General features: G+C 73.9%; 17 protein-coding genes and 2 pseudogenes. 14 read left to right on the top strand and 5 right to left on the bottom strand.

The genetic code is table 11. From position 1 onward, the window contains the following. The first annotated feature begins 23 nt into the window (after positions 1-23). Complete coding sequence (locus IH54_RS0128005; protein WP_063762392.1) at positions 24-752, top strand: class I SAM-dependent methyltransferase; 729 nt, start codon at positions 24-26, stop codon at positions 750-752. Positions 753-831: 79 nt separating this feature from the next. On the opposite strand, the gene IH54_RS40320 is transcribed toward IH54_RS0128005, so the two are convergent. Continuing rightward, the gene (locus IH54_RS40320; RefSeq protein ID WP_052397950.1) at positions 832-1,440 is read right to left on the bottom strand and encodes a hypothetical protein; all 609 of its coding nucleotides are present in this window, start codon (positions 1,438-1,440) and stop codon (positions 832-834) included. 285 nt (positions 1,441-1,725) lie between these two features. Here IH54_RS40320 and IH54_RS0127995 point away from each other — a divergent pair, with 285 nt between their 5' ends. The 6 genes from IH54_RS0127995 to IH54_RS0127970 all read left to right on the top strand — a co-directional run bounded on the left by IH54_RS0127995 (position 1,726) and on the right by IH54_RS0127970 (position 8,654). Then, positions 1,726-3,066 (top strand): efflux RND transporter periplasmic adaptor subunit, encoded by a 1,341-nt coding sequence (locus IH54_RS0127995; RefSeq protein WP_031522024.1) that lies wholly within the window; start codon positions 1,726-1,728, stop codon positions 3,064-3,066. Next, the gene (locus IH54_RS0127990; RefSeq protein ID WP_078862588.1) at positions 3,066-3,974 is read left to right on the top strand and encodes an ABC transporter ATP-binding protein; all 909 of its coding nucleotides are present in this window, start codon (positions 3,066-3,068) and stop codon (positions 3,972-3,974) included. Before IH54_RS0127995 ends, IH54_RS0127990 begins: the two co-directional genes overlap by 1 nt. Further along, the gene (locus tag IH54_RS0127985) at positions 3,971-5,191 is read left to right on the top strand and encodes an ABC transporter permease (RefSeq protein ID WP_031522020.1); all 1,221 of its coding nucleotides are present in this window, start codon (positions 3,971-3,973) and stop codon (positions 5,189-5,191) included. Before IH54_RS0127990 ends, IH54_RS0127985 begins: the two co-directional genes overlap by 4 nt. 55 nt (positions 5,192-5,246) lie before the next feature. Then, positions 5,247-6,032 carry a hypothetical protein gene (locus IH54_RS0127980; RefSeq protein WP_052397948.1) on the top strand — a complete coding sequence of 262 codons (786 nt, stop codon included), beginning with the start codon at positions 5,247-5,249 and terminating at the stop codon, positions 6,030-6,032. A gap of 377 nt (positions 6,033-6,409) precedes the next feature. Continuing rightward, the gene (locus IH54_RS0127975) at positions 6,410-7,147 is read left to right on the top strand and encodes a response regulator transcription factor (RefSeq protein ID WP_031522016.1); all 738 of its coding nucleotides are present in this window, start codon (positions 6,410-6,412) and stop codon (positions 7,145-7,147) included. A gap of 1 nt (position 7,148) precedes the next feature. Further along, complete coding sequence (locus IH54_RS0127970) at positions 7,149-8,654, top strand: sensor histidine kinase (RefSeq protein WP_031522014.1); 1,506 nt, start codon at positions 7,149-7,151, stop codon at positions 8,652-8,654. Here the strand turns inward: IH54_RS0127970 and IH54_RS0127965 are convergent. Further along, complete coding sequence (locus IH54_RS0127965; RefSeq protein WP_031522011.1) at positions 8,629-9,051, bottom strand: RbsD/FucU family protein; 423 nt, start codon at positions 9,049-9,051, stop codon at positions 8,629-8,631. The two genes, IH54_RS0127970 and IH54_RS0127965, sit on opposite strands and share 26 nt — an antisense overlap. 559 nt (positions 9,052-9,610) lie before the next feature. Here IH54_RS0127965 and IH54_RS0127960 point away from each other — a divergent pair. The 3 genes and pseudogenes from IH54_RS0127960 to IH54_RS0127955 all read left to right on the top strand — a co-directional run bounded on the left by IH54_RS0127960 (position 9,611) and on the right by IH54_RS0127955 (position 13,660). Then, positions 9,611-12,754: an amidohydrolase family protein gene (locus IH54_RS0127960; protein ID WP_031522009.1), complete on the top strand. Its 3,144-nt coding sequence runs from the start codon at positions 9,611-9,613 to the stop codon at positions 12,752-12,754. Between the two features lie 88 nt (positions 12,755-12,842). Continuing rightward, positions 12,843-12,959, top strand: a pseudogene (locus IH54_RS47135) (VOC family protein); the annotation flags it as partial. A gap of 161 nt (positions 12,960-13,120) precedes the next feature. Beyond that, positions 13,121-13,660: a GNAT family N-acetyltransferase gene (locus IH54_RS0127955; RefSeq protein ID WP_031522006.1), complete on the top strand. Its 540-nt coding sequence runs from the start codon at positions 13,121-13,123 to the stop codon at positions 13,658-13,660. Positions 13,661-13,753: 93 nt separating this feature from the next. Here IH54_RS0127955 and IH54_RS0127950 read toward each other — a convergent pair whose 3' ends face one another. Beyond that, positions 13,754-14,134, bottom strand: coding sequence for a DUF4259 domain-containing protein (locus IH54_RS0127950; RefSeq protein WP_031522004.1), 381 nt, complete (start codon positions 14,132-14,134; stop codon positions 13,754-13,756). A gap of 296 nt (positions 14,135-14,430) precedes the next feature. Here IH54_RS0127950 and IH54_RS0127945 point away from each other — a divergent pair, with 296 nt between their 5' ends. The 3 genes and pseudogenes from IH54_RS0127945 to IH54_RS0127940 all read left to right on the top strand — a co-directional run bounded on the left by IH54_RS0127945 (position 14,431) and on the right by IH54_RS0127940 (position 15,221). Next, a complete protein-coding gene (locus IH54_RS0127945; protein WP_031522001.1) occupies positions 14,431-14,673 on the top strand; it encodes a hypothetical protein in 243 nt (80 codons plus the stop codon). A gap of 2 nt (positions 14,674-14,675) precedes the next feature. Beyond that, positions 14,676-14,864 (top strand): annotated as a pseudogene (locus IH54_RS47130) (Clp protease N-terminal domain-containing protein); the annotation flags it as partial. Then, the gene (locus tag IH54_RS0127940) at positions 14,841-15,221 is read left to right on the top strand and encodes a Clp protease N-terminal domain-containing protein (RefSeq protein WP_267965233.1); all 381 of its coding nucleotides are present in this window, start codon (positions 14,841-14,843) and stop codon (positions 15,219-15,221) included. The pseudogene IH54_RS47130 and the gene IH54_RS0127940, both read left to right, overlap by 24 nt. Before the next feature lie 269 nt (positions 15,222-15,490). Here the strand turns inward: IH54_RS0127940 and IH54_RS0127935 are convergent, their stop codons facing one another. Then, positions 15,491-16,357: a chitosanase gene (locus tag IH54_RS0127935; protein WP_031521996.1), complete on the bottom strand. Its 867-nt coding sequence runs from the start codon at positions 16,355-16,357 to the stop codon at positions 15,491-15,493. Between the two features lie 251 nt (positions 16,358-16,608). Here IH54_RS0127935 and IH54_RS0127930 point away from each other — a divergent pair, with 251 nt between their 5' ends. Beyond that, positions 16,609-16,836 (top strand): DUF2277 domain-containing protein, encoded by a 228-nt coding sequence (locus IH54_RS0127930; protein ID WP_031521994.1) that lies wholly within the window; start codon positions 16,609-16,611, stop codon positions 16,834-16,836. Between the two features lie 51 nt (positions 16,837-16,887). Here the strand turns inward: IH54_RS0127930 and IH54_RS0127925 are convergent, their stop codons facing one another. Continuing rightward, on the bottom strand, positions 16,888-17,535 hold the full coding sequence (locus IH54_RS0127925) for a LysE family translocator (RefSeq protein WP_031521993.1): 648 nt from the start codon (positions 17,533-17,535) through the stop codon (positions 16,888-16,890). Between the last annotated feature and the right edge of the window lie 35 nt (positions 17,536-17,570).

Genomic DNA, 17,570 nt, shown 5'->3' with positions numbered 1-17,570 from the left:
GCGCGGCCCGCTGAGCCGCCAGGATGTGGCGGGTGACTTTCCCCCGGACGCATGCCGCCGATCCCTGGAACGCCTACGGCCGCAGCCGCATCTCCGACGACCGGACGCGTGGAACCGCCGGCCGCCTGTACTGGGACTGGTACCAGCGCATCGGGCCCGGCGCCGACATCCTCGGCGACGTCGCCGGTCGTACGGTCGCCGACCTCGGCTCCGGGAGCGGACGACAGGCCGCGCACATCGCCGACGTCCTCGGTGCGGCCCGCGTGCTGGCCATCGACACCTCCTGGACGCAGATCGCCCGCGGCCGCGACCTCTACGGCCACCTGCCCACCCTGGAATTCATCCACGGCGACGCCGCCACGGCTCTCCGGGATGCCCCCGGCTCCCTCGACGTCGCCTACTCCTACTTCGGCGCGGTCGATTTCACCGATCCCCGCAACCTGCTGCCCGCCGTCTCGGCAGCTCTGCGGCCGGGCGGGACCGTCGTCATCGCGACCCTCGCCCACTACAGGAGCGGCCGCGCCGCCGAGACCGACGTCCGGCCGGGCACGATCCGGATGCGCCACGACGACGGCACCAGCAGCACCATGGACCGTTGGGTCCTGGACACGCCTGTGTGGGAGAAGCTCCTCACCGAGGCCGGCTTCACGGACCTCACCGCCGACGTCCTGCCCGACCCCGGGGATGACGGACAGCCGCCGATGGCCACCACCCTGATCCGGGCGACCCGGTCAGGCCGGCCGGGCGCGTAGGGCGGTCTCCGGGCCCTGGCGGCAGCTCCCGCAGTCGGGCCGCGACGCGCAGGCGTCTGAGGGGCCCGGAGTGCCGAACTCAGGTCGCCGAAGGCGTCGGGCGGGAGGGGAGGAGGGCCTTGCAGGTGGTGTAGGCCTTGGCGGTCTTCGGGTCGGACGTGTTGAGGCCGCCCAACATGCCGCCGCGGCGGCCGTTCGCGCCGGGGGAGGCGGAGGACGTCGGGAGGGTCACGCCGTGGTCCTTCAGGCAGCTCGTGAAGGCGGCGAAGGCGCTGGAGTCGGCGCCGCCCGCGCCGCGGTTGAACTGGGGACGCAGGGACTCGCAGGCCTGCATCGCCTTCTGGGTCTTGGGGTCGGCGGACGCGCCGCCGAAGCCGGGGAAGCCGCCGCGGAAGCCCTTGCCGTCGGTGGGGCGGCCGGAGGGCATGCCGCTCGGGCGGCCGGAGGGGCGGCCCGCCCCCGGGGAGAAGCTGGGGAGCTGGACGCCGTTCTTCGCGAGGCAGTCGCGGTACGCGGCCATGTCCGCGGCCCCCGAGGCTGTCGAGGACGCCGACGCGGACGTCGTGCCCTTCGCGTCGGACGAGCCCGAGCCGCCCGAGGAGGAGCACGCGGCGAGCAGCAGCGCTCCCGAGGCGAGGACGGCGACCGAGGCGCCGGCCCGCAGTGCGGTGGTGGGGGTCCAGGTCATGGCCGGGGTCTCCTCAAAGGGCGGGAACGGATGCTGCCGCCCCGCACGTGCGCGCGGGGAAAGGAGCGTGCGCAGGGCGGCAGCCCATGACTGAACCGCACGCACGTAGGCGCTACCCGACCGCCGCCTGTGAGTTTCCGGGGAGCAGAACGGCCCGGAGGGGACGAGGCGGACACGTCTGCCGGAGGGATGCGGCGTAACGGCGTACAAGCGGCTTATGTCCTCCCAGGGAACTCCCAGGCTCCTCCCAGGGCATCAAAGGAGTGGCCCGCCAGGATGCGGGCCATGAAGGTGCTTCCACGGCGGCGCAGGGCCGCCCTGATCAACTCGGTGCTCGGCGTGGTCGTCCTCGCGGGCGCCGGCGGCGCCTACGCGGCCGTCCACGACGACGGCGCCCAGTCCACCGGCAGCGGCACCGCGAGGGTGGCGACCGTCGCCAAGGGCTCGGTCTCCGCCACGGTGTCCGGCTCCGGCTCCCTGGTCTCGCCCAGCGACGCGGGCCTGAACTTCACCACCGGCGGCACGCTCACCGAGGTCAAGGTCAAGCCGGGCGACAAGGTCAAGAAGGGCCAGGTGCTGGCCAAGGTCGACGCGACGGACGCGAAGGCGACGCTCAAGCAGGACCAGGCGTCCCTCGACGCCGCCGAGGCCAACCTCACGAAGGTCGAGGCCGGCGAGCTGCCCGCCTCCTCCTCCAACGGCAGCTCCAGCTCCGGCAGCAGCCGCGGCGGCGCGCAGGCCTCGCCCTCCCCGTCGCCCACCCCGACCGTCGACGCCGCGCAGCTCGCGCAGGCGCAGGCCCAGGTCACGCAGGCGCAGAACCAGGTCGACGCCGACGAGCGCGCGGTCGACGGCACCACGCTCAAGGCGCCGGTGGCCGGTACGGTCGCCTCGGTCGACGGCGAGAAGGGCGACACCGTCTCCGGCACGTCCGGCAGTGGCTCCGGCAGCGGAGGCAGCGGGGGCAGCGGCGGCGGCTCCAGCACGTCGAGCAGCTCGTCCTCCGGCTCGCTCAGCGGCTTCATCGTGCTGACGAACCCCGCGGGAATGCAGGTCACCGCGAACTTCTCGGAGGCCGACTCGCTCAAGATCAAGGCGGGCCAGACCGCGACCGTCACCCTCAACGCGGAGTCCGGCACCGTGCTGGACGCCAAGGTGCTGTCCATCAGCTCGCTCCCGGCGAGCAGCAGCTCGGGCTCCGGCGCGGGCTCGTCCGGCAGCGCCGTGCAATATCCGGCGGTGCTCCAGATCACCAGCGACACGTCCAACCTGCGGACCGGCCTGAGCGCCAGCATCCAGGTCACGACGGCCACCGCGGCCGACACCCTGACCGTGCCGACCGCGGCGGTGTCCGGCACGGGCGCCAACCGCTCGGTGCTGGTCGTCAACAAGGACGGCTCCACCACCCGCACACCCGTGACCGTCGGCGTCGAGGGCGACTCGACCGACCAGATCACCTCCGGCCTGACGGAGGGCCAGCAGGTGCAGATCCCGAAGGTCGCCTCGTCCGGCAGCAACGGCTTCCCGAGCGGCGCCTTCCCCGGCGGCCTCGGCAACCTGGGGGGCGGCAACCGCTTCGGTGCCGCGGGCGGCGGCGGCTTCCGGCAGGGCGCGGGTGGCCGCTGATGAGGTTCGGCCTGGGCGGCGGCGCCCACCGCGGAGGGGGCGCCGCGCCACCCGCGGAGACGGAGACGGAGACGGAGGCGGAGAGCCCGTGGGGCCCGCCGCCGGTCATCGAGGTGCGGTCGCTGCGCAAGACGTACGGCAGCGGTGACGCGACCGTCCGCGCGCTGGGCGGCCCGCCCGACGAGCTGACCGGCGAGGAGTCCGGTGTCGACCTGGTCGTCGAGCAGGGCGACATGGTCGCGGTCATGGGCAGCTCCGGCTCCGGCAAGTCCACGCTCATGAACATCCTGGGCTGCCTGGACGTGCCGACCTCCGGCCGCTACCTGCTGGACGGCATCGACGTCGGCGGCCTCGACGAACACCAGCTGTCGCTGGTCCGCAACCGCAAGATCGGCTTCGTCTTCCAGTCGTTCAACCTGGTCCCGCGCACCCCCGCGCTCGCCCAGGTCGAACTCCCGCTCGCCTACGCCGGGGTGAAGACCTCCGAGCGGCGCCGCCGGGCGATGGCGGCACTGGAGCTGGTCGGCCTGGCAGACCGGATGGACCACCGCCCCAACGAGCTGTCCGGCGGCCAGCAGCAGCGCGTGGCCGTGGCCCGCGCGCTGGTCACCGCACCGGCGATGCTGCTGGCCGACGAGCCGACCGGCAACCTGGACAGCCACAGCACGGAGGAAGTGCTCTCGATCGTGGACCGGCTCAACGCGTCGGGGCGCACCGTCGTCCTGATCACCCACGAGGACGAGGTCGCCCGGCACGCCAAGCGCGTCGTGCGGCTGGTGGACGGGCAGATCGTCGCCGACGTCCGGCAGGCCCCGGCCGAGGGCCCGCCGCCCGCGCTGCGCGACGCGGCGCTCTTCGCGAGCAGCGCGCCCCAGGCGATCGCCGGACCGGCGGGGGGTTCGCGGTGAACCCCCTGGAGACGCTGCGCTTCGCGGTCGGCGGCCTGGCCGCCAACAAGGTCCGCTCGGCGCTGACGATGCTGGGCGTGCTGATCGGTGTGGCCGCCGTGATCATCCTGCTGGCGGTCGGCAACGGCTCGTCGCAGTCGGTCAAGGACTCCATCGAGAAGCTCGGCACCAACTCGCTGACCGTCAGCTCCGGCGGCGGCTTCGGTGGCGGCCGCGGATCGTCCTCCTCGGCCGGCACCAAGCCGCTGACCGTGGACGACGCACGGGCGATCGCCGACACCACGGCCGCGCCGCACGTCAAGGCGGTCGCGCCCGAGGTCACGACGTCCCAGACCGCGGTGTACGACGGCACGTCGCACACCGTCGGCCAGGTCGTCGGCACCTACCCGGCGTACTTCGAGGCGTCCAACAGCAAGGTGGACAAGGGCGACTACTTCTCCGCCGACGACGTCCTCAACACCCGCAAGGTCGCGGTCATCGGCTCGACGACCGCCACCGACCTGTTCGGGACGGCGAACCCGGTGGGCAGGAAGGTCGTCATCGGCGGCACCCCCTTCACCGTGGTCGGCGTGCTGGCCACCAAGGGCGGCACCGGCTTCCAGGACCCGGACGACGTGGTCGTCGCACCGCTGCCGACCGTGCAGAACGCCTTCACCGGCTTCGGCTCGGTCAACCAGATCCTGGTCGAGGCGACCTCGTCGGGCGCCACCACGGACGCGCAGAGCGAGATCACGACCGTGCTGATGTCCCAGCACGGGCTGAAGGACCCCAACGCGCTCGACTTCTCCGTCAGCAGCCAGCAGTCGCTGCTGGACACCCAGTCCGACACCAACAAGACCTTCACGGTGCTGCTCGGCGCGGTGGCCGCGATCTCGCTGCTGGTCGGCGGGATCGGGATCACCAACATCATGCTGGTGACGGTGACCGAGCGGACCCGGGAGATCGGCATCCGCAAGGCGATCGGCGCGCCCCGCGGGGTGATCCTCGGGCAGTTCCTGGCCGAGTCCACGCTGCTGTCGCTGATCGGCGGCGGGCTCGGCGTCGTGGGCGGGCTGATCGGCTCGCACTTCACGATCGTCGGGATCAAACCGGTGATCATCCCGGAGTCGGTGTGGGGTGCCTTCGCCATCGCCGTGGCCATCGGGCTGTTCTTCGGCGGCTACCCCGCCAACCGGGCCGCGGGCCTGCGGCCCATCGAAGCACTGCGGCACGAGTGACCGGGCGACACGACTCATGACGATCAGACACGAGGAACGAGAGGAAGGGGCCGCCATGGCGCGACGCCGCTCCGAGCTGGTCAAGGCGGACGACCCCGGCACGGACCTGCTGCCGCTCGTCCCGGAGGAGCACACCGGTGCCGTGGTGGTCCAGCGCGGCGCCGAGGTGATCGAGGGCGGCGGGCTGCCCGCCGTACGGCCCGAGGACATCCTGGCCGAGCCGCCGGACGCCCGCGACATCTCGGCGGAGCTGGCCGCCCCGCCGCGCCGCGCGCTGCCGTGGCTGACGCTCACCCTGTCGGCGTGCATCGTCGCGGCGGGCGCCTTCATCGGCGGGGTGTACGTCGAGAAGCACCACGGGAACAACGCCGCCTCCAACCCCTTCGCGGCCCTCGCCAACGCCCGCGGCAACGGCCAGGGCGCGGCCGGCGGCACTGGTACGGGCAGCGGCCGCGGCTTCGGCGGCACTGGTACGGGCACCGGCCGCGGCTTCGGCGGCACGGGCGCGGGCACAGGTACGGCTGCGGGCGGCGGGCTGACCGTCGGCACGGTCAAGCTCGTCGACGGCGACACGATCTACGTCACCGACGCCCAGGGCAACACCGTCAAGGTCACCACCAGCACGTCGACGAAGGTCACCGAGTCCAAGGACGGCAAGGTCTCCGACCTCAAGGCCGGCCAGACGGTGACCATCCGCGGCACCACCGGCTCCTCCGGCGACGTCACCGCGACCACCGTGACCCAGGGCGAGACCGCGCCGACCGGCTTCGGCGGCGGCTTCGACTTCGGGGCCGGGGCCGGGGGGTCGGGCGGTCCCGGCGGCACGGGCGGCGGCAACTGACCCTCGACGGGCGCGGCGCAGGCGCGAAGGCCACCCGGCAGCGGCCGGGCGGCCTCGCGCGCTTGGCTCACAGGTCCGCGACGTACGGTGGCCCGCCGGGCCTGCGGCAGTGGGACCAGCGGCGGCGCCGCTTCCGGCGGTGGCGGTCCGGCGCTCCGGCAGCGGCTCGTCCGCCGTCCGGCGGCACGCCGTGCGGTACGCGTCCGGCTCCGGCGGTGGCGCGCCCAGCGCCGGGACGCACCGCGGCGGGTCCGGCGCCCGGCGCATCCGGCCCGCGGCGGTCGCGGGCCCGGCGGCAGCCGCCCGTCACCGCGGCGGGCGCGGCAACGCAACCGCACCCTCGCACGACCGGACCGGCAGGTCCAGGAGGCAGCACCATGGAGACGCCCGAAGCCAGGCTCCTCGTCGTCGACGACGAGCCGAACATCCGGGAGCTGCTGTCCGCGTCGCTGCGCTTCGTCGGCTTCCACGTCGACTCGGCGGCGACCGGCGCGGAGGCGCTCGCGGCCGTCGCGCGGCAGCGGCCCGACCTCGTCGTCCTCGACGTGATGCTGCCCGACATGGACGGCTTCGCCGTGGTCGGGCGGCTGCGCGAGGAGGCCGGGCGGCACGGCAGGGCGGCCGCCGACGACCACATACCCGTGCTCTTCCTGACCGCGCGGGACGGCGTCTCGGACAAGATCAGCGGCCTGACCGCGGGCGGCGACGACTACGTCACCAAGCCCTTCAGCCTGGAGGAGCTGATCGCCCGCATCCGCGCCGTCCTGCGCCGCACCGGCGGCCCCACCGACGACGGCCGGCTCGTCGCGGGCGACCTGGAGCTGGACACCGTCGGTCACCAGGTCACCCGCGCGGGCCGCCCGGTGTCGCTGTCGCCGACGGAGTTCAAGCTGCTGGCGTATCTGATGGCGAACGCCGACCGGGTCGTCTCCAAGATCCAGATCCTCGACCACGTGTGGGCGTACGACTTCGGCGGCGACCTCAGCATCGTCGAGTCGTACATCTCCTACGTGCGGCGCAAGGTCGACTCGGGCGCGGGCGGCGCGGCCAAGCTCATCCACACCGTGCGCGGTGTCGGCTACGTGCTGCGCCGCCCGCCGCAGGCGCGGCACTGACATGGGCGGCCCCTTGCGCAGATGGCGCCCCTCGGCGCTGTCGCTGCGCTCCCGGCTGGTGCTGCTGTCGCTCGTGCTCGTGCTGCTCGGCCTCGCGGTGAGCGACACCGTGGTGCTCGGCTCGGTGCGCGGCCGGCTGGTGCAGCGCGTCGACCAGCAGCTGGAGCGGTACGGCGGGCCGCTCGCGCAGCGGCTCGGCACCGAGGGCGTCCCGGAGCCGAGCCGTGTCCGGCCCGGCAACCGGCCCTGGCTGCCGAGCCAGTTCGTGGTCGCCTTCGCGTCCGCGGACGGGCGGATCTCCGACCAGTTCCGGCTGCCCGTCGCCGCGGGCGACCCGCGCCCGCTGTGGCCGCGGCTGGACGCCGACGCGCTGGCCGGGCGGCTCGGCAAGCCCTTCGACGTGGCGAGCGACCACGGCGGCGGGCGCTGGCGCGTGCTCATCGTGCCGGTGACCGCCACGGCGTCCCCGGCGGGCGGCACCTCGCCCGCCGGGGTGGTCGTGGCGGCCTCACTGGACGACGTGTCGTCCACGACCTCCCGGCTGAGCACGGCCTTCTGGCTCATCGGCGCGGTGGTCGCGGCGCTGCTCGGGGCGGCGGCCTGGTTCGCGGTAGGGGCCGGACTGCGGCCGCTGCGGCGGATCGAGGCGACCGCGGTGGAGATCGCCGAGGGCCGCCCGCTGTCGCACCGGATGCCCGCGGCCTCCCCGCACACCGAGGCGGGCCGACTCGCGTCCGCCCTCAACGGCATGCTCGCGCAGATCGAGTCGGCCTTCGCCGCGCGCGCGGAGTCCGAGGAGCAGATGCGCCGCTTCGTCGCCGACGCCGGCCATGAGCTGCGCACCCCGCTCGCGGGCATCCGCGGCTTCGCCGAGCTCCACCGGATGGGCGCGCTGCCCGGTGAGGCGGACGTCCGGCGGACCATGGCCCGTATCGAGAGCGAGGCCGTACGCCTCGGCGGGCTCGTCGAGGACCTGCTCACCCTGGTGCGCACCGAGGAACTGCGCCCCGTGCAGCTCGCCCCGATGGACCTGCGCACCCTCGCGGTGGACGCGCTGCACGACACCACCGCGCTGGACCCGACCCGCGAGGTCGCCCTGACCGGCCCCGGCGGCGACGGCCCGCCCGCGGCCGCGCCCGTACTCGGCGACGAGGCCCGGCTGCGCCAGGTCGTCGCCAACCTCGTCGGCAACGCCGTGGCCCACACCCCGCCGGGCACGCCCGTCCGGATCGGCGTCGGCGCGCAGGGCGGCCACGGCGTGCTGGAGGTCGCCGACGAGGGGCCCGGTCTGACGCAGGCGCAGGCCGCGCGGGTCTTCGAGCGCTTCTACCGCACGGACGCCTCCCGCACCCGGGCGGGCGGCGGCGGCGCGGGCCTCGGCCTGTCCATCGTGGCCGCGCTGGTCGCCGCGCACTCCGGCCACGTCGAGCTGGACACCGCGCCGGGCCGCGGCGCGACCTTCCGCGTCCGGCTGCCGCTCGTCACCCCTCCCGGACGCCCAGGGTGAGCAGCAGGTTCGCGTACGTGCGGCGGTCGCCGGTGGCGATGACGAGGGCCGTGTCGGGGCCGCGGGCGGCGTCGTAGAAGGCGAAGCGGTCGAGCGTGCCGAGCGCCGGGAGGCGGGGGAGCGCGGCGCGGAACTCCGCGAAGACCTCGGGCTCGGGGGTGCCTTCGGGCGGCGTCATGACGGTCGCCGCCTCGATGGGGGCGGCGTCGGCGAGGGCGGCCAGCACCTCGGTGACCAGCAGCCGGTCGGGCGCGAGGTTGAGGTAGACCCGCTCGGCGGCGGGGTGGGCGCCGGTGGTGTGCGGGTAGTGGCCGTCGCTGACCAGGATCCGTGAGCCGTGGCCCGCGGACGCCAGGGCGGCCAGAATCGTCGGGTGGGTGAGCTGGTAGCGCAGCATGCGGGGCCTTTCCGGGTGGGCGGACGGGGCCGTTCGCGGTTGCGAGCGGTGGACGCGGGGCGGGGTGCGGGTCCGGGACCGGCGGGGGAGCCGGGAGCCTGGGACGGGGAGACATCGGACCTCTCCCGTCGCCCCCGCGACCTTAGCCGCGCCGGAAAACGATCAGCAAGACCCGCTCAAGAGGTGTGTGCCACCCTCCAGCGGCGTGCGGTGCCCTCGCCGGGCGGTTCGCCGGCGGGTGCGGCCGGGCGCGCGTCGTGCCCGGCCGACGGACGCGGCGGTCGGCGCCCGTACGCGGCGGTCGGCGCCGGGCGTACGCGTGCGGCGGCCGGACGAACGGACGCGGCGGCCGGACGAACGGACCCGGCGGGTGGATGCGCCGGGTGGCGCCGGGGCGTACGCGTGCGGCGGCCGGACGAACGGACGCGGCGGGTGGCGGGCACGTACGGCGAGCGGCACGGCAACGAGCGGCATCCAGATCGGCGCCGTCCGAGGAACGCGCGGCCACCGGGCCGGCGGTGTCCGGACGGGCGCCCTCCGACGAACAGGGGGCACATCCGTGGAGATCTCCCGGAGATCACTCATCCGGCAGGGCGGCACCGCCGCGGCCGGCGCCGGCGCGGTCTGGCTGGGCGGCCCGCTCGCCGGGCTCGCCCCCGAAGCGGCGGCGGACGCCCCGGGGGACCTGCCCGGCGTCCCCCGCCCGGTCACCGTCACCTCCGCCACCAACGCCTCCGCGGTGCTCACCCCCGACGGCCGTACCGTCGTCCTCGACCTGCTCAACATGCTGTGGACGCTCCCCGCGGCCGGCGGCGAGGCCACCCGCCTCACCGGCATCGACACCGAGGCGAGCGAGCCCGACGTCTCCCCGGACGGCCGCCACCTGGTCTACCAGTCCTACGCCGGGGCCAACTTCCAGCTCTGGCTCGCCCGCATCGACGGCACCGGCGCCCGCCGCCTCACCGAGGGTGCCCTCGACCACCGCGAGCCGCGCTTCTCCCCGGACGGCACCCGCGTCGCGTACACCGCCGAGACGGACGGCCACTACGTCGTCCACGTCCTCGACCTGCACACCGGCGAGGCCCGCCGCTGGACCTCCGGCACCGACGTCACCGTGCAGGAGGCGCAGCCCTCCTGGCGCCCGGACGGCCAGGCCCTCGTCTTCACCGCGGGCACCGCCGACACCCCGCGGTCCGTCGTCCAGGTCGACGCGGCCGGCACCCGTACCACGCTCGTGACCGTCACGGAGGGCCAGGTCGCGGGCCCGTCGTTCTCCCCGGACGGCACGAAGCTCGCGTACGTCCACCTCACCTCCTCCGCCGCCCGGCTCGTCGTGGACGGCGCGGCGGTCTCCGGCGAGGGGGAGGAGGTCTTCCCCTTCGCCGCGCGCTGGACCGGCGCGGACGAGGTCCTCTACACCGCGGACGGCCGGATCCGCCGCCGCACACTCGGCGCCGCCGCCTTCCGCGAGGTGCCCTTCGCCGCCCACCTCACCGTGCCGCGCGTCCCCGAGCGGCCCTCGCCGCGGGACTTCGACTCGACGGCCGCGCGCCCGGTCAAGGGCGTCATCGGCCCGTGCCTGTCGCCGGACGGCGGCCGTATCGCCTTCGCCGCGCTCGGCGACATCTGGGTCGGCCGGATCGGCTCGGCGCCCAGGGCCGTCGTCTCGGACGGCGCGGTCAACACCGACCCCGCCTGGCACCCGGACGGCACCCGCCTCGTCCACGTCAGCGACCGCGGCGGCAACGCGGCCGACCTGTGGCTGCACGACCTGACCACCGGCGAGGACCGCCGGCTCACCGACCTCCAGGGGTATCTGTCCGCCCCCGTCTTCAGCCCGGACGGCACCGCGGTCGCCTTCCTCTACTGGTCGAGCATCCTGATGACGGTGGACGTCGCGACCGGCGCCGTCCGCGGCGTCACCGGCCCGCTCAGCGGATTCGGCAAGCCCACGTACACCGCGGACGGCCGCAGGCTGTCGGTCGTCTCGCTCGTGCCCGCGACCGCGCGCTACCGCGAGGGCGCCAACCGTGTCCTGACCGTCGACCTCGCGAGCGGCGAGGTCGTCTACGACGACCCGGTGCCCGGCAAGTGCCTGTCCAACCGGATCGACGCCGGGCCCGTCCACTCCCCGGACGGCACCCGTACGGCGTACGTCGTCGGCGGCACCCTGCACGTCAGCGCCCTCGACGCCGCCGGGCGCCCGACCGGCCCCGCGCGCGAGCTGAACGGCGAGACCGCGGACGCGCCCGGCTGGAGCGCCGACTCCCGCTCCCTCGTCTACCTCCGCGACGGCGCGATCCGCCTCGCCGACGCGCGGACCGGCCGGGCCACGACCGTCCCGACGAAGCTGACGTGGCGCCGGGCCCGCCCGTCCGGCCGCACGGTCGTGCAGGTCGGGGCGCTGTGGGACGGCACGTCGGAGTCGCTGCGGCACGACGTGGACGTCGTCGTCGACGGCAACCGCGTCGCCGAGGTCGTCCGGCGCGGCGCCGTCACCGGCCACCGCACGGTCGACGCGCGCGAGCTGACCGCGATGCCCGGCCTCGTCGCGCTGCACGAGCACGCACCCTGGCAGCGCGCCGAGACCCTGAAGCTGTGGCTGGCCTTCGGCGTCACGACGCTGCGCTCCCCCGGCGGCGCGCACTACGTCTCCGTCGAGACCAAGGAGGCCGTCGACTCCGGCCGGCGTGTCGGGCCGCGCCTGTTCGCCGCGGGCGACGCCCTCGAAGGCAACCGCCTCTACTACGGCGTCGGCCGCCCGACGACCAGCGAGGCCGAGGTCGAGCGCGAGGTCGCCAAGGCCGAGGCCCTCGGCCACGACCTGCTCAAGGCCTACGTCCGGCTGCCGTACGCGCTGCACCGCGCCGCCGTGCGCTCCGTCCACCGCATCGGCCTGACCGCCACCTCCCACTACCTCTTCGGCCCGCTCACCTTCGGCGCGGACGGCGCCGAGCACCTCGGCGGCACCAGCCGCTACGGCCGCCGCCAGAAGGAGACCTTCCTCGGCCACACCCACGAGGACGTCACCGAGCCGCTGGTCGCCTCCGGCATGTCCTTCACCCCGACGATGGGCCTGTCCGGCGCGGGCATGGCCACCACCCGCGCGGCCCTCTTCCGCCACGCCGAATGGGCCGTCGGCGACCCGCGTCTGACGTCCCTGATGAACACCCTCGAATACGCCGACTTCAGCGGCGCCGTGGCCGCGGCGCAGGCGACCGAGCCCGTCGACGAGACCGCCTTCACGTCCCGCCACGCCGCCACCGTCGCCGCCCTGCTGGCCCGCGGCGCCCAGGTCGGCGTCGGCACGGACAGCCCCCTCGTCCCCGCGGCCGTCTACTACCACCTCAACCTCCAGACGATGGTCCGCTACGGCGCCACCCCCTACCAGTCGCTGCGCGCCGCCACCGTCACCGCCGCCCGCACCCTCGGCATGACCCCCCACCTCGGCACGGTCGAGCCCGGCAAACTCGCCGACCTCTCCCTGGTCGCCGGCGACCCCCTGGCCGACATCCACGCCGCGGCCGCCGTCCACCACGTCATGACGGCGGGCGTCCTCCACTCCGTCGACTCCCTCGTGATGTCGGCCCCACCCCGCCCCGCGCCTTCCTCCCCGCTCCGTGCCGAGGACGTCCCCCAGGGCCCGGCGCGCGACGCGTACTGGTGGCACCGGCCGGAGCACCGGGGCGAGGGGTGCTGCTGAGATTCGCGGCCCCGGAGCCCTGGCCCGGCGGCAGGTCCGCCGACCCCCGCCGGGCCACGGAACCCGGCGGGGGCGTGCCCGGCGGCGGCTGGTCGCGGACCGCCGCGCGGCGGACGGGACGGGGTGGGCCGTGCTGGCGGACCCGGAGGGCAACGAGTTCTGCGTGCTGCGCAGCGCGTCGGACCGGGCGGCCGCCGGGTCGTGACGCGCGGCGCCGGCCACTGTCCGAGCGGGTTCCGGCTGCGACCGTAGAGGTTCGCCGGGTTGGCGAGGTTGCGTTCACCCTCGGCGCGAACCGTGCTTCCGGGGTGCCGCCCGGAGAAAATGAGATTGCCTCGGGACCGCCGCCGTTGTTGGCCAGGCACCATGGCTGAACTGCGTACCGATCGCCTCGTCCTGCGCCGGTGGCGAGAATCCGACCTGGAACCGTGGGCGGCGATGAACGCCGACCCCGAAGTCCGGGAGCATCTGGGCGATCTGCTCACCCGCGAGCAGAGCGCTGCCTCCGTGGCGCGGTTCCAGGCCGAGTTCGACCAGCGGGGGTACGGGTGGTGGGCGGTCGAGGTGGAGGCCGCCGGCGAGTTCATCGGCTTCGCGGGCCTGGACGAAGTGGACGACTACATGCCGTTCACCGGAGTGGAGATCGGCTGGCGGCTCGCCCGCTCGGCCTGGGGCCTGGGCTACGCCACCGAGGCAGCGCTGGCGGTCCTCGCCCACGGCTTCGACACCCTCGAACTTCCTGAGATCCTCGCTGTCACCACAGCCACCAACCTTCGTTCGCAGGCGGTGATGCGTCGGATCGGCATGACCCGGGACCCGGCCGAGGACTTCGACGACCCCACCGAGCCCGAAGGGCCGCTGCGTCGGAACGTGCTGTACCGCATCGCCCGGAACGCGAAGGTCTGACGTCCTTCGCCGAGGCCGTTCGACCAAGCTGCGGGGACGGGGGCGTCCGCCCTCAGCGGACGCCTTTCCCGCCCCGCGTCCGGGCTGTGGCCTCTAGCCCACAGCCGACTCCGACTCCGCCGCCTGCGCCAGCCGCTCGAACGTCCCGGTGAGCACGGCCCGGCGCTCGTCCTTGTACGCGGGCTTCGGCCCCAGCCCGTCGATCGACCCCTCCCACACCGCCAGGAACGTGTCCCGCCAGGCCCGTATCGTCTCGGCGGGCGGAAGCGTCACGCCCACCCAGTCCTGCCGCTTCAGCAGGAGCAGCAACTCCAGGTTGCACGGCACGGCGACCCCCCAGTACTCGTCCGGCTCCAGCTCCACCGGATCGCCGTCCATCGCCTCCGCGACCTCGGCCACCAGCCGCCCGACCAGCTCCCCGAGATGATCCGCCGCGGTGTCACTGTCGAAATTCCCCGCGCCCCACGTGCCCACGTCCCCCGCCTCCGCTCGGTGCTTTGCCGCCTCTGGGGGCCATCACAGCAGAGAGGGCTGACATTGAGCCTTTTCCCTCGTTGGTCTGAGCCGCCGGCGCTTCTGTAGCCCTTGTCGGCCCAGCACGTGACGGGCCTGTCGGGCGGCGTTCAGCCGTCGCCGGCGGGAGCTGATCGCACGGCGATGCCGCCGCTGCACAGCCCCAAGAGCAGGTTGGAAAAGGCTCAGTGAGTGGTCCAGCCAGCCCTTGTCAGGTTTTCTTGACATCCCCCTTCTGTCAGGGAATCCTGACACTCATGGGAGCTGAGGACACACCGGCCCTGCTGGCCGGACAGGTCACCAACAAGGACCCCGCTGTGGGACTGCAGGCCGTCGTCGCACTGCGCCGTCTCCTGGAAGAACTCGAGCGGGTTCACGTCGACAACGCCCGCGACCAGGGCTGGTCATGGCAGAGCATCGCCACGTCGCTGAACGTCAGCAGACAGACGGTGCACGAGAAGCATGCAAGCAGGCGCAAGGCCACAGGCAAGGAGGAGTAGAGGTGTTCGAGTTCTTCACCGACCGCGCCAAGAGCGCTGTGGTGCTGTCCCAGGACGAGGCGATCGCCCTCGGACATGACTTCATCGGTACCGAGCACATCCTGCTCGGCCTGATCGGCACCGACCAGAGCACGGCCGGGGACGTGTTGCGCGAGCAGGGTGTCGAGCTGGCGCGGGCCAGGACAGAGACCGTACGGATCCTGAAGGCCGCCGGAATCGTCGCCGCCGGCGGACAGCCCGCCAAGGACGCCCTGTCGTCCATCGGCATCGACGTCGAGGAGATCCAGCGCCGGGCAGACGACACCTTCGGCCCCGGCGCCTTCCAGTACCCAAGGCCCGCCTACACCCAGGACGCGAAGAAGGCCCTCGAACACACCCTGCACGAGGCCCGCGCACTGGGCCACGAGAAGTTCGGCACCGAACACATCCTGCTCGGCTTGCTGGCAACGGGACAAGGTCGCGGCCTCGAAGTACTGGCAGCTCTGGAGGTGGACCCCGCCAGCCTGCGCCAAGCGGTCCTTACCCGGGTGACGAGGGAGACCTCATAGCGACGACCGGGATATGCGGGCGCCGCCCAGCCGGAAAGGCCGGGTGGCGCCCACGCCGCTCATCCTCTGACAAAACTCCGTGCCGACGACCAGTGCTCACGCACTGAGCCCTTTCCAACCTGCCGAGGTGGGTGTGCAGTTGGGGTGCCAACATGGCGAAGCCCCTGGCAGATGGGTTTTCGACCAAGAAATCCGTCTCCACCAGAGCGCGGCCCGGGCGCTGGATGGCGGGAGCGTCCGGGCCGCGGGCTCGCGGGGGTGCTACGGGGTCACGGGAGGGTCAGGATCTGGTAGGAGTCGCCGTAGGTCTTCCAGTGCAGGGGCGGGTCCAGGGTGAGGTTGCCGGCTTGGAGGAAGGGGCGCTGCTCGGTGTCGACGCGGCTGGTGTCGTCGTGGGCGTCCTCCGTCTTCATCGCCGCCTTGCGGGCGTCGAGGAAGGCGTTGAGGTAGGTGGTCTCGTCGCCGCCCTGCGCCGGGGTCTTGGCTTTCTTCATCGCGGTCTTGCGGATGCCGCCGAAGCTGACGGGGTCGTCGCCGGGGCCGTGCATCACGATCGCGTCGTAGTAGATGAACTGGCCGAGCGTGCCGATGCCGTCCGCCTTGCCCTGGCTGACGGCCGGGTTGAAGTAGACGTCGTCGCGCTCGTCGTTCTGGGCCTGCTGGAAGACGGTGTCCTTGGCCGCGGTCTTCCACGCGCTCACGAAGGCCGAGCCGAGGCCCGCGTGGGAGTCCGAGCCGTTGACGTCCTCCAGGGCGGGCAGGTACTTGGCCAGGACGTTGTTCGGCTTCATGTCCGTGTAGTGCTGGACGAGTTCGAGCATGTCGCCGGTGCCGGAGCAGAAGCCGATGATGCCGGCGGTGTAGCCGCGGCCGTCGCCGATGTCCTCGATGTACTTGTACTGGGACTTCCAGTCCAGGGTGGAGTTCTCGGCGGAGGAGACCAGCTCCATCGCCATCTCCTTCTTGTGCGGGTCGGCGAGCCCGGCGCCGGTCGCCGCGGGCCGGACCTGCTGGTGGGCGGCGGGGGTGGCGGCGGCGCCGGTGCCGGCCAGCGCGAGGGAGGCGCCGCCGGCCGTGAGGAGGGCGGTCGCGGCGAGCAGGGCGACCCGGCGGGTCGCGTGGGGGGACTTGTGCACGTGCGTCTCCGTTTCCGGCCGCGGCGGCACCGCGAGGGTGCGGTGGGGGCGGCCTCGGGCGGGGGTGGTGCGTGCGTGGGTGCGCGCGGGTGCGCGCGGGTAGATGGTTAGGAAAGCTTCCTAACCACTGCATGGCATTGAAGCACCGGGGCGCCTGCGCGCCAAGGGGGCCGGAGCGAAACCGTTTGCGGTACGCGGGGCGGGGCGCCGTACGCGGCCCCGTTGTCGTACCCCCGCGGCACACTGGAGACATGTGCCGAAGCATCAAGACCCTGCGTCCCCCGATGACGCCCGAGGTCCACGACGAGGACGTCCGGGCCGCCGCGCTCCAGTACGTCCGCAAGATCTCCGGCTTCCGCGCGCCCGCGAAGCACAACCGCGAGGCGTTCGACGCGGCGGTCGAGGCGGTCGCGGCGGCCACCGCGACGCTGCTGGACGAGCTGGAGATACGGGGGTCCGCCGCGAAGGCGGCGAGCTGACGGTTCCGCGGCCCGTACGGGGCTGCCCCGCGCCCGCGCCCCGCGGAGGGCTCAGCTCTCGACGGCCATGCGCACCCCGAGCAGCAGCAGGACGCCGCCCGAGACCTGTTCGAGGCGGCGGCGGACGGCCGCGCGGGAGATCACGTGCTGGAGCCGGCCGACGAACCACACGTACATGCCGTAGTAGCCGACCTCGAAGACGGCCCAGAGCGCGGCGAGCCCGATCATCGTGGGCAGTTGCGGTGCGCCCGAGGGCACGAACTGCGGCAGGAAGGACATCGCGAAGACCGCGGCCTTCGGGTTGGCCAGGTTGAGCAGCAGGCCCGAGCGGTACGAGGCGAAGCCCGAGCGGGCGAGGGGCTGCGCCGCCTTGCCCTCGTCCGTGCCGTCCGTGCTGTTCGTGCCCCCGGGCGCGCCCCGCCGCGCCTCCAGCAGCGTGCGCACCCCGAAGCCGATGAGGGTCACCGCGCCCACCACCCGCATGACGTCGTACGCCACCTGCGACGCGGCGAGCAGCGCGGTCAGCCCGAAGGCGGCGACCGTGCCCCAGACGAAGACGCCCGTCTCGTTGCCCAGTACGGTGAGGAAACCGGCGCGGCGGCTGCGCAGTGACTGCCGGATGATCAGCAGCGTGCTCGGCCCGGGGGAGGCGGCTATCAGCGTGCAGGCGCCGAGGAAGGGCAGCAGGGTGTGCAGCATGCGGCGAGCGTACGGCGCGGCGCGGGCGCGGGGCC

The sequence above is a fragment of the Streptomyces sp. NRRL F-5123 genome, assembly GCF_000721495.1.
Taxonomy (GTDB): domain Bacteria; phylum Actinomycetota; class Actinomycetes; order Streptomycetales; family Streptomycetaceae; genus Actinacidiphila.
Note: the sequence above shows the minus strand (reverse complement) of the source record. Positions and strands in the feature narration are given on the sequence as shown.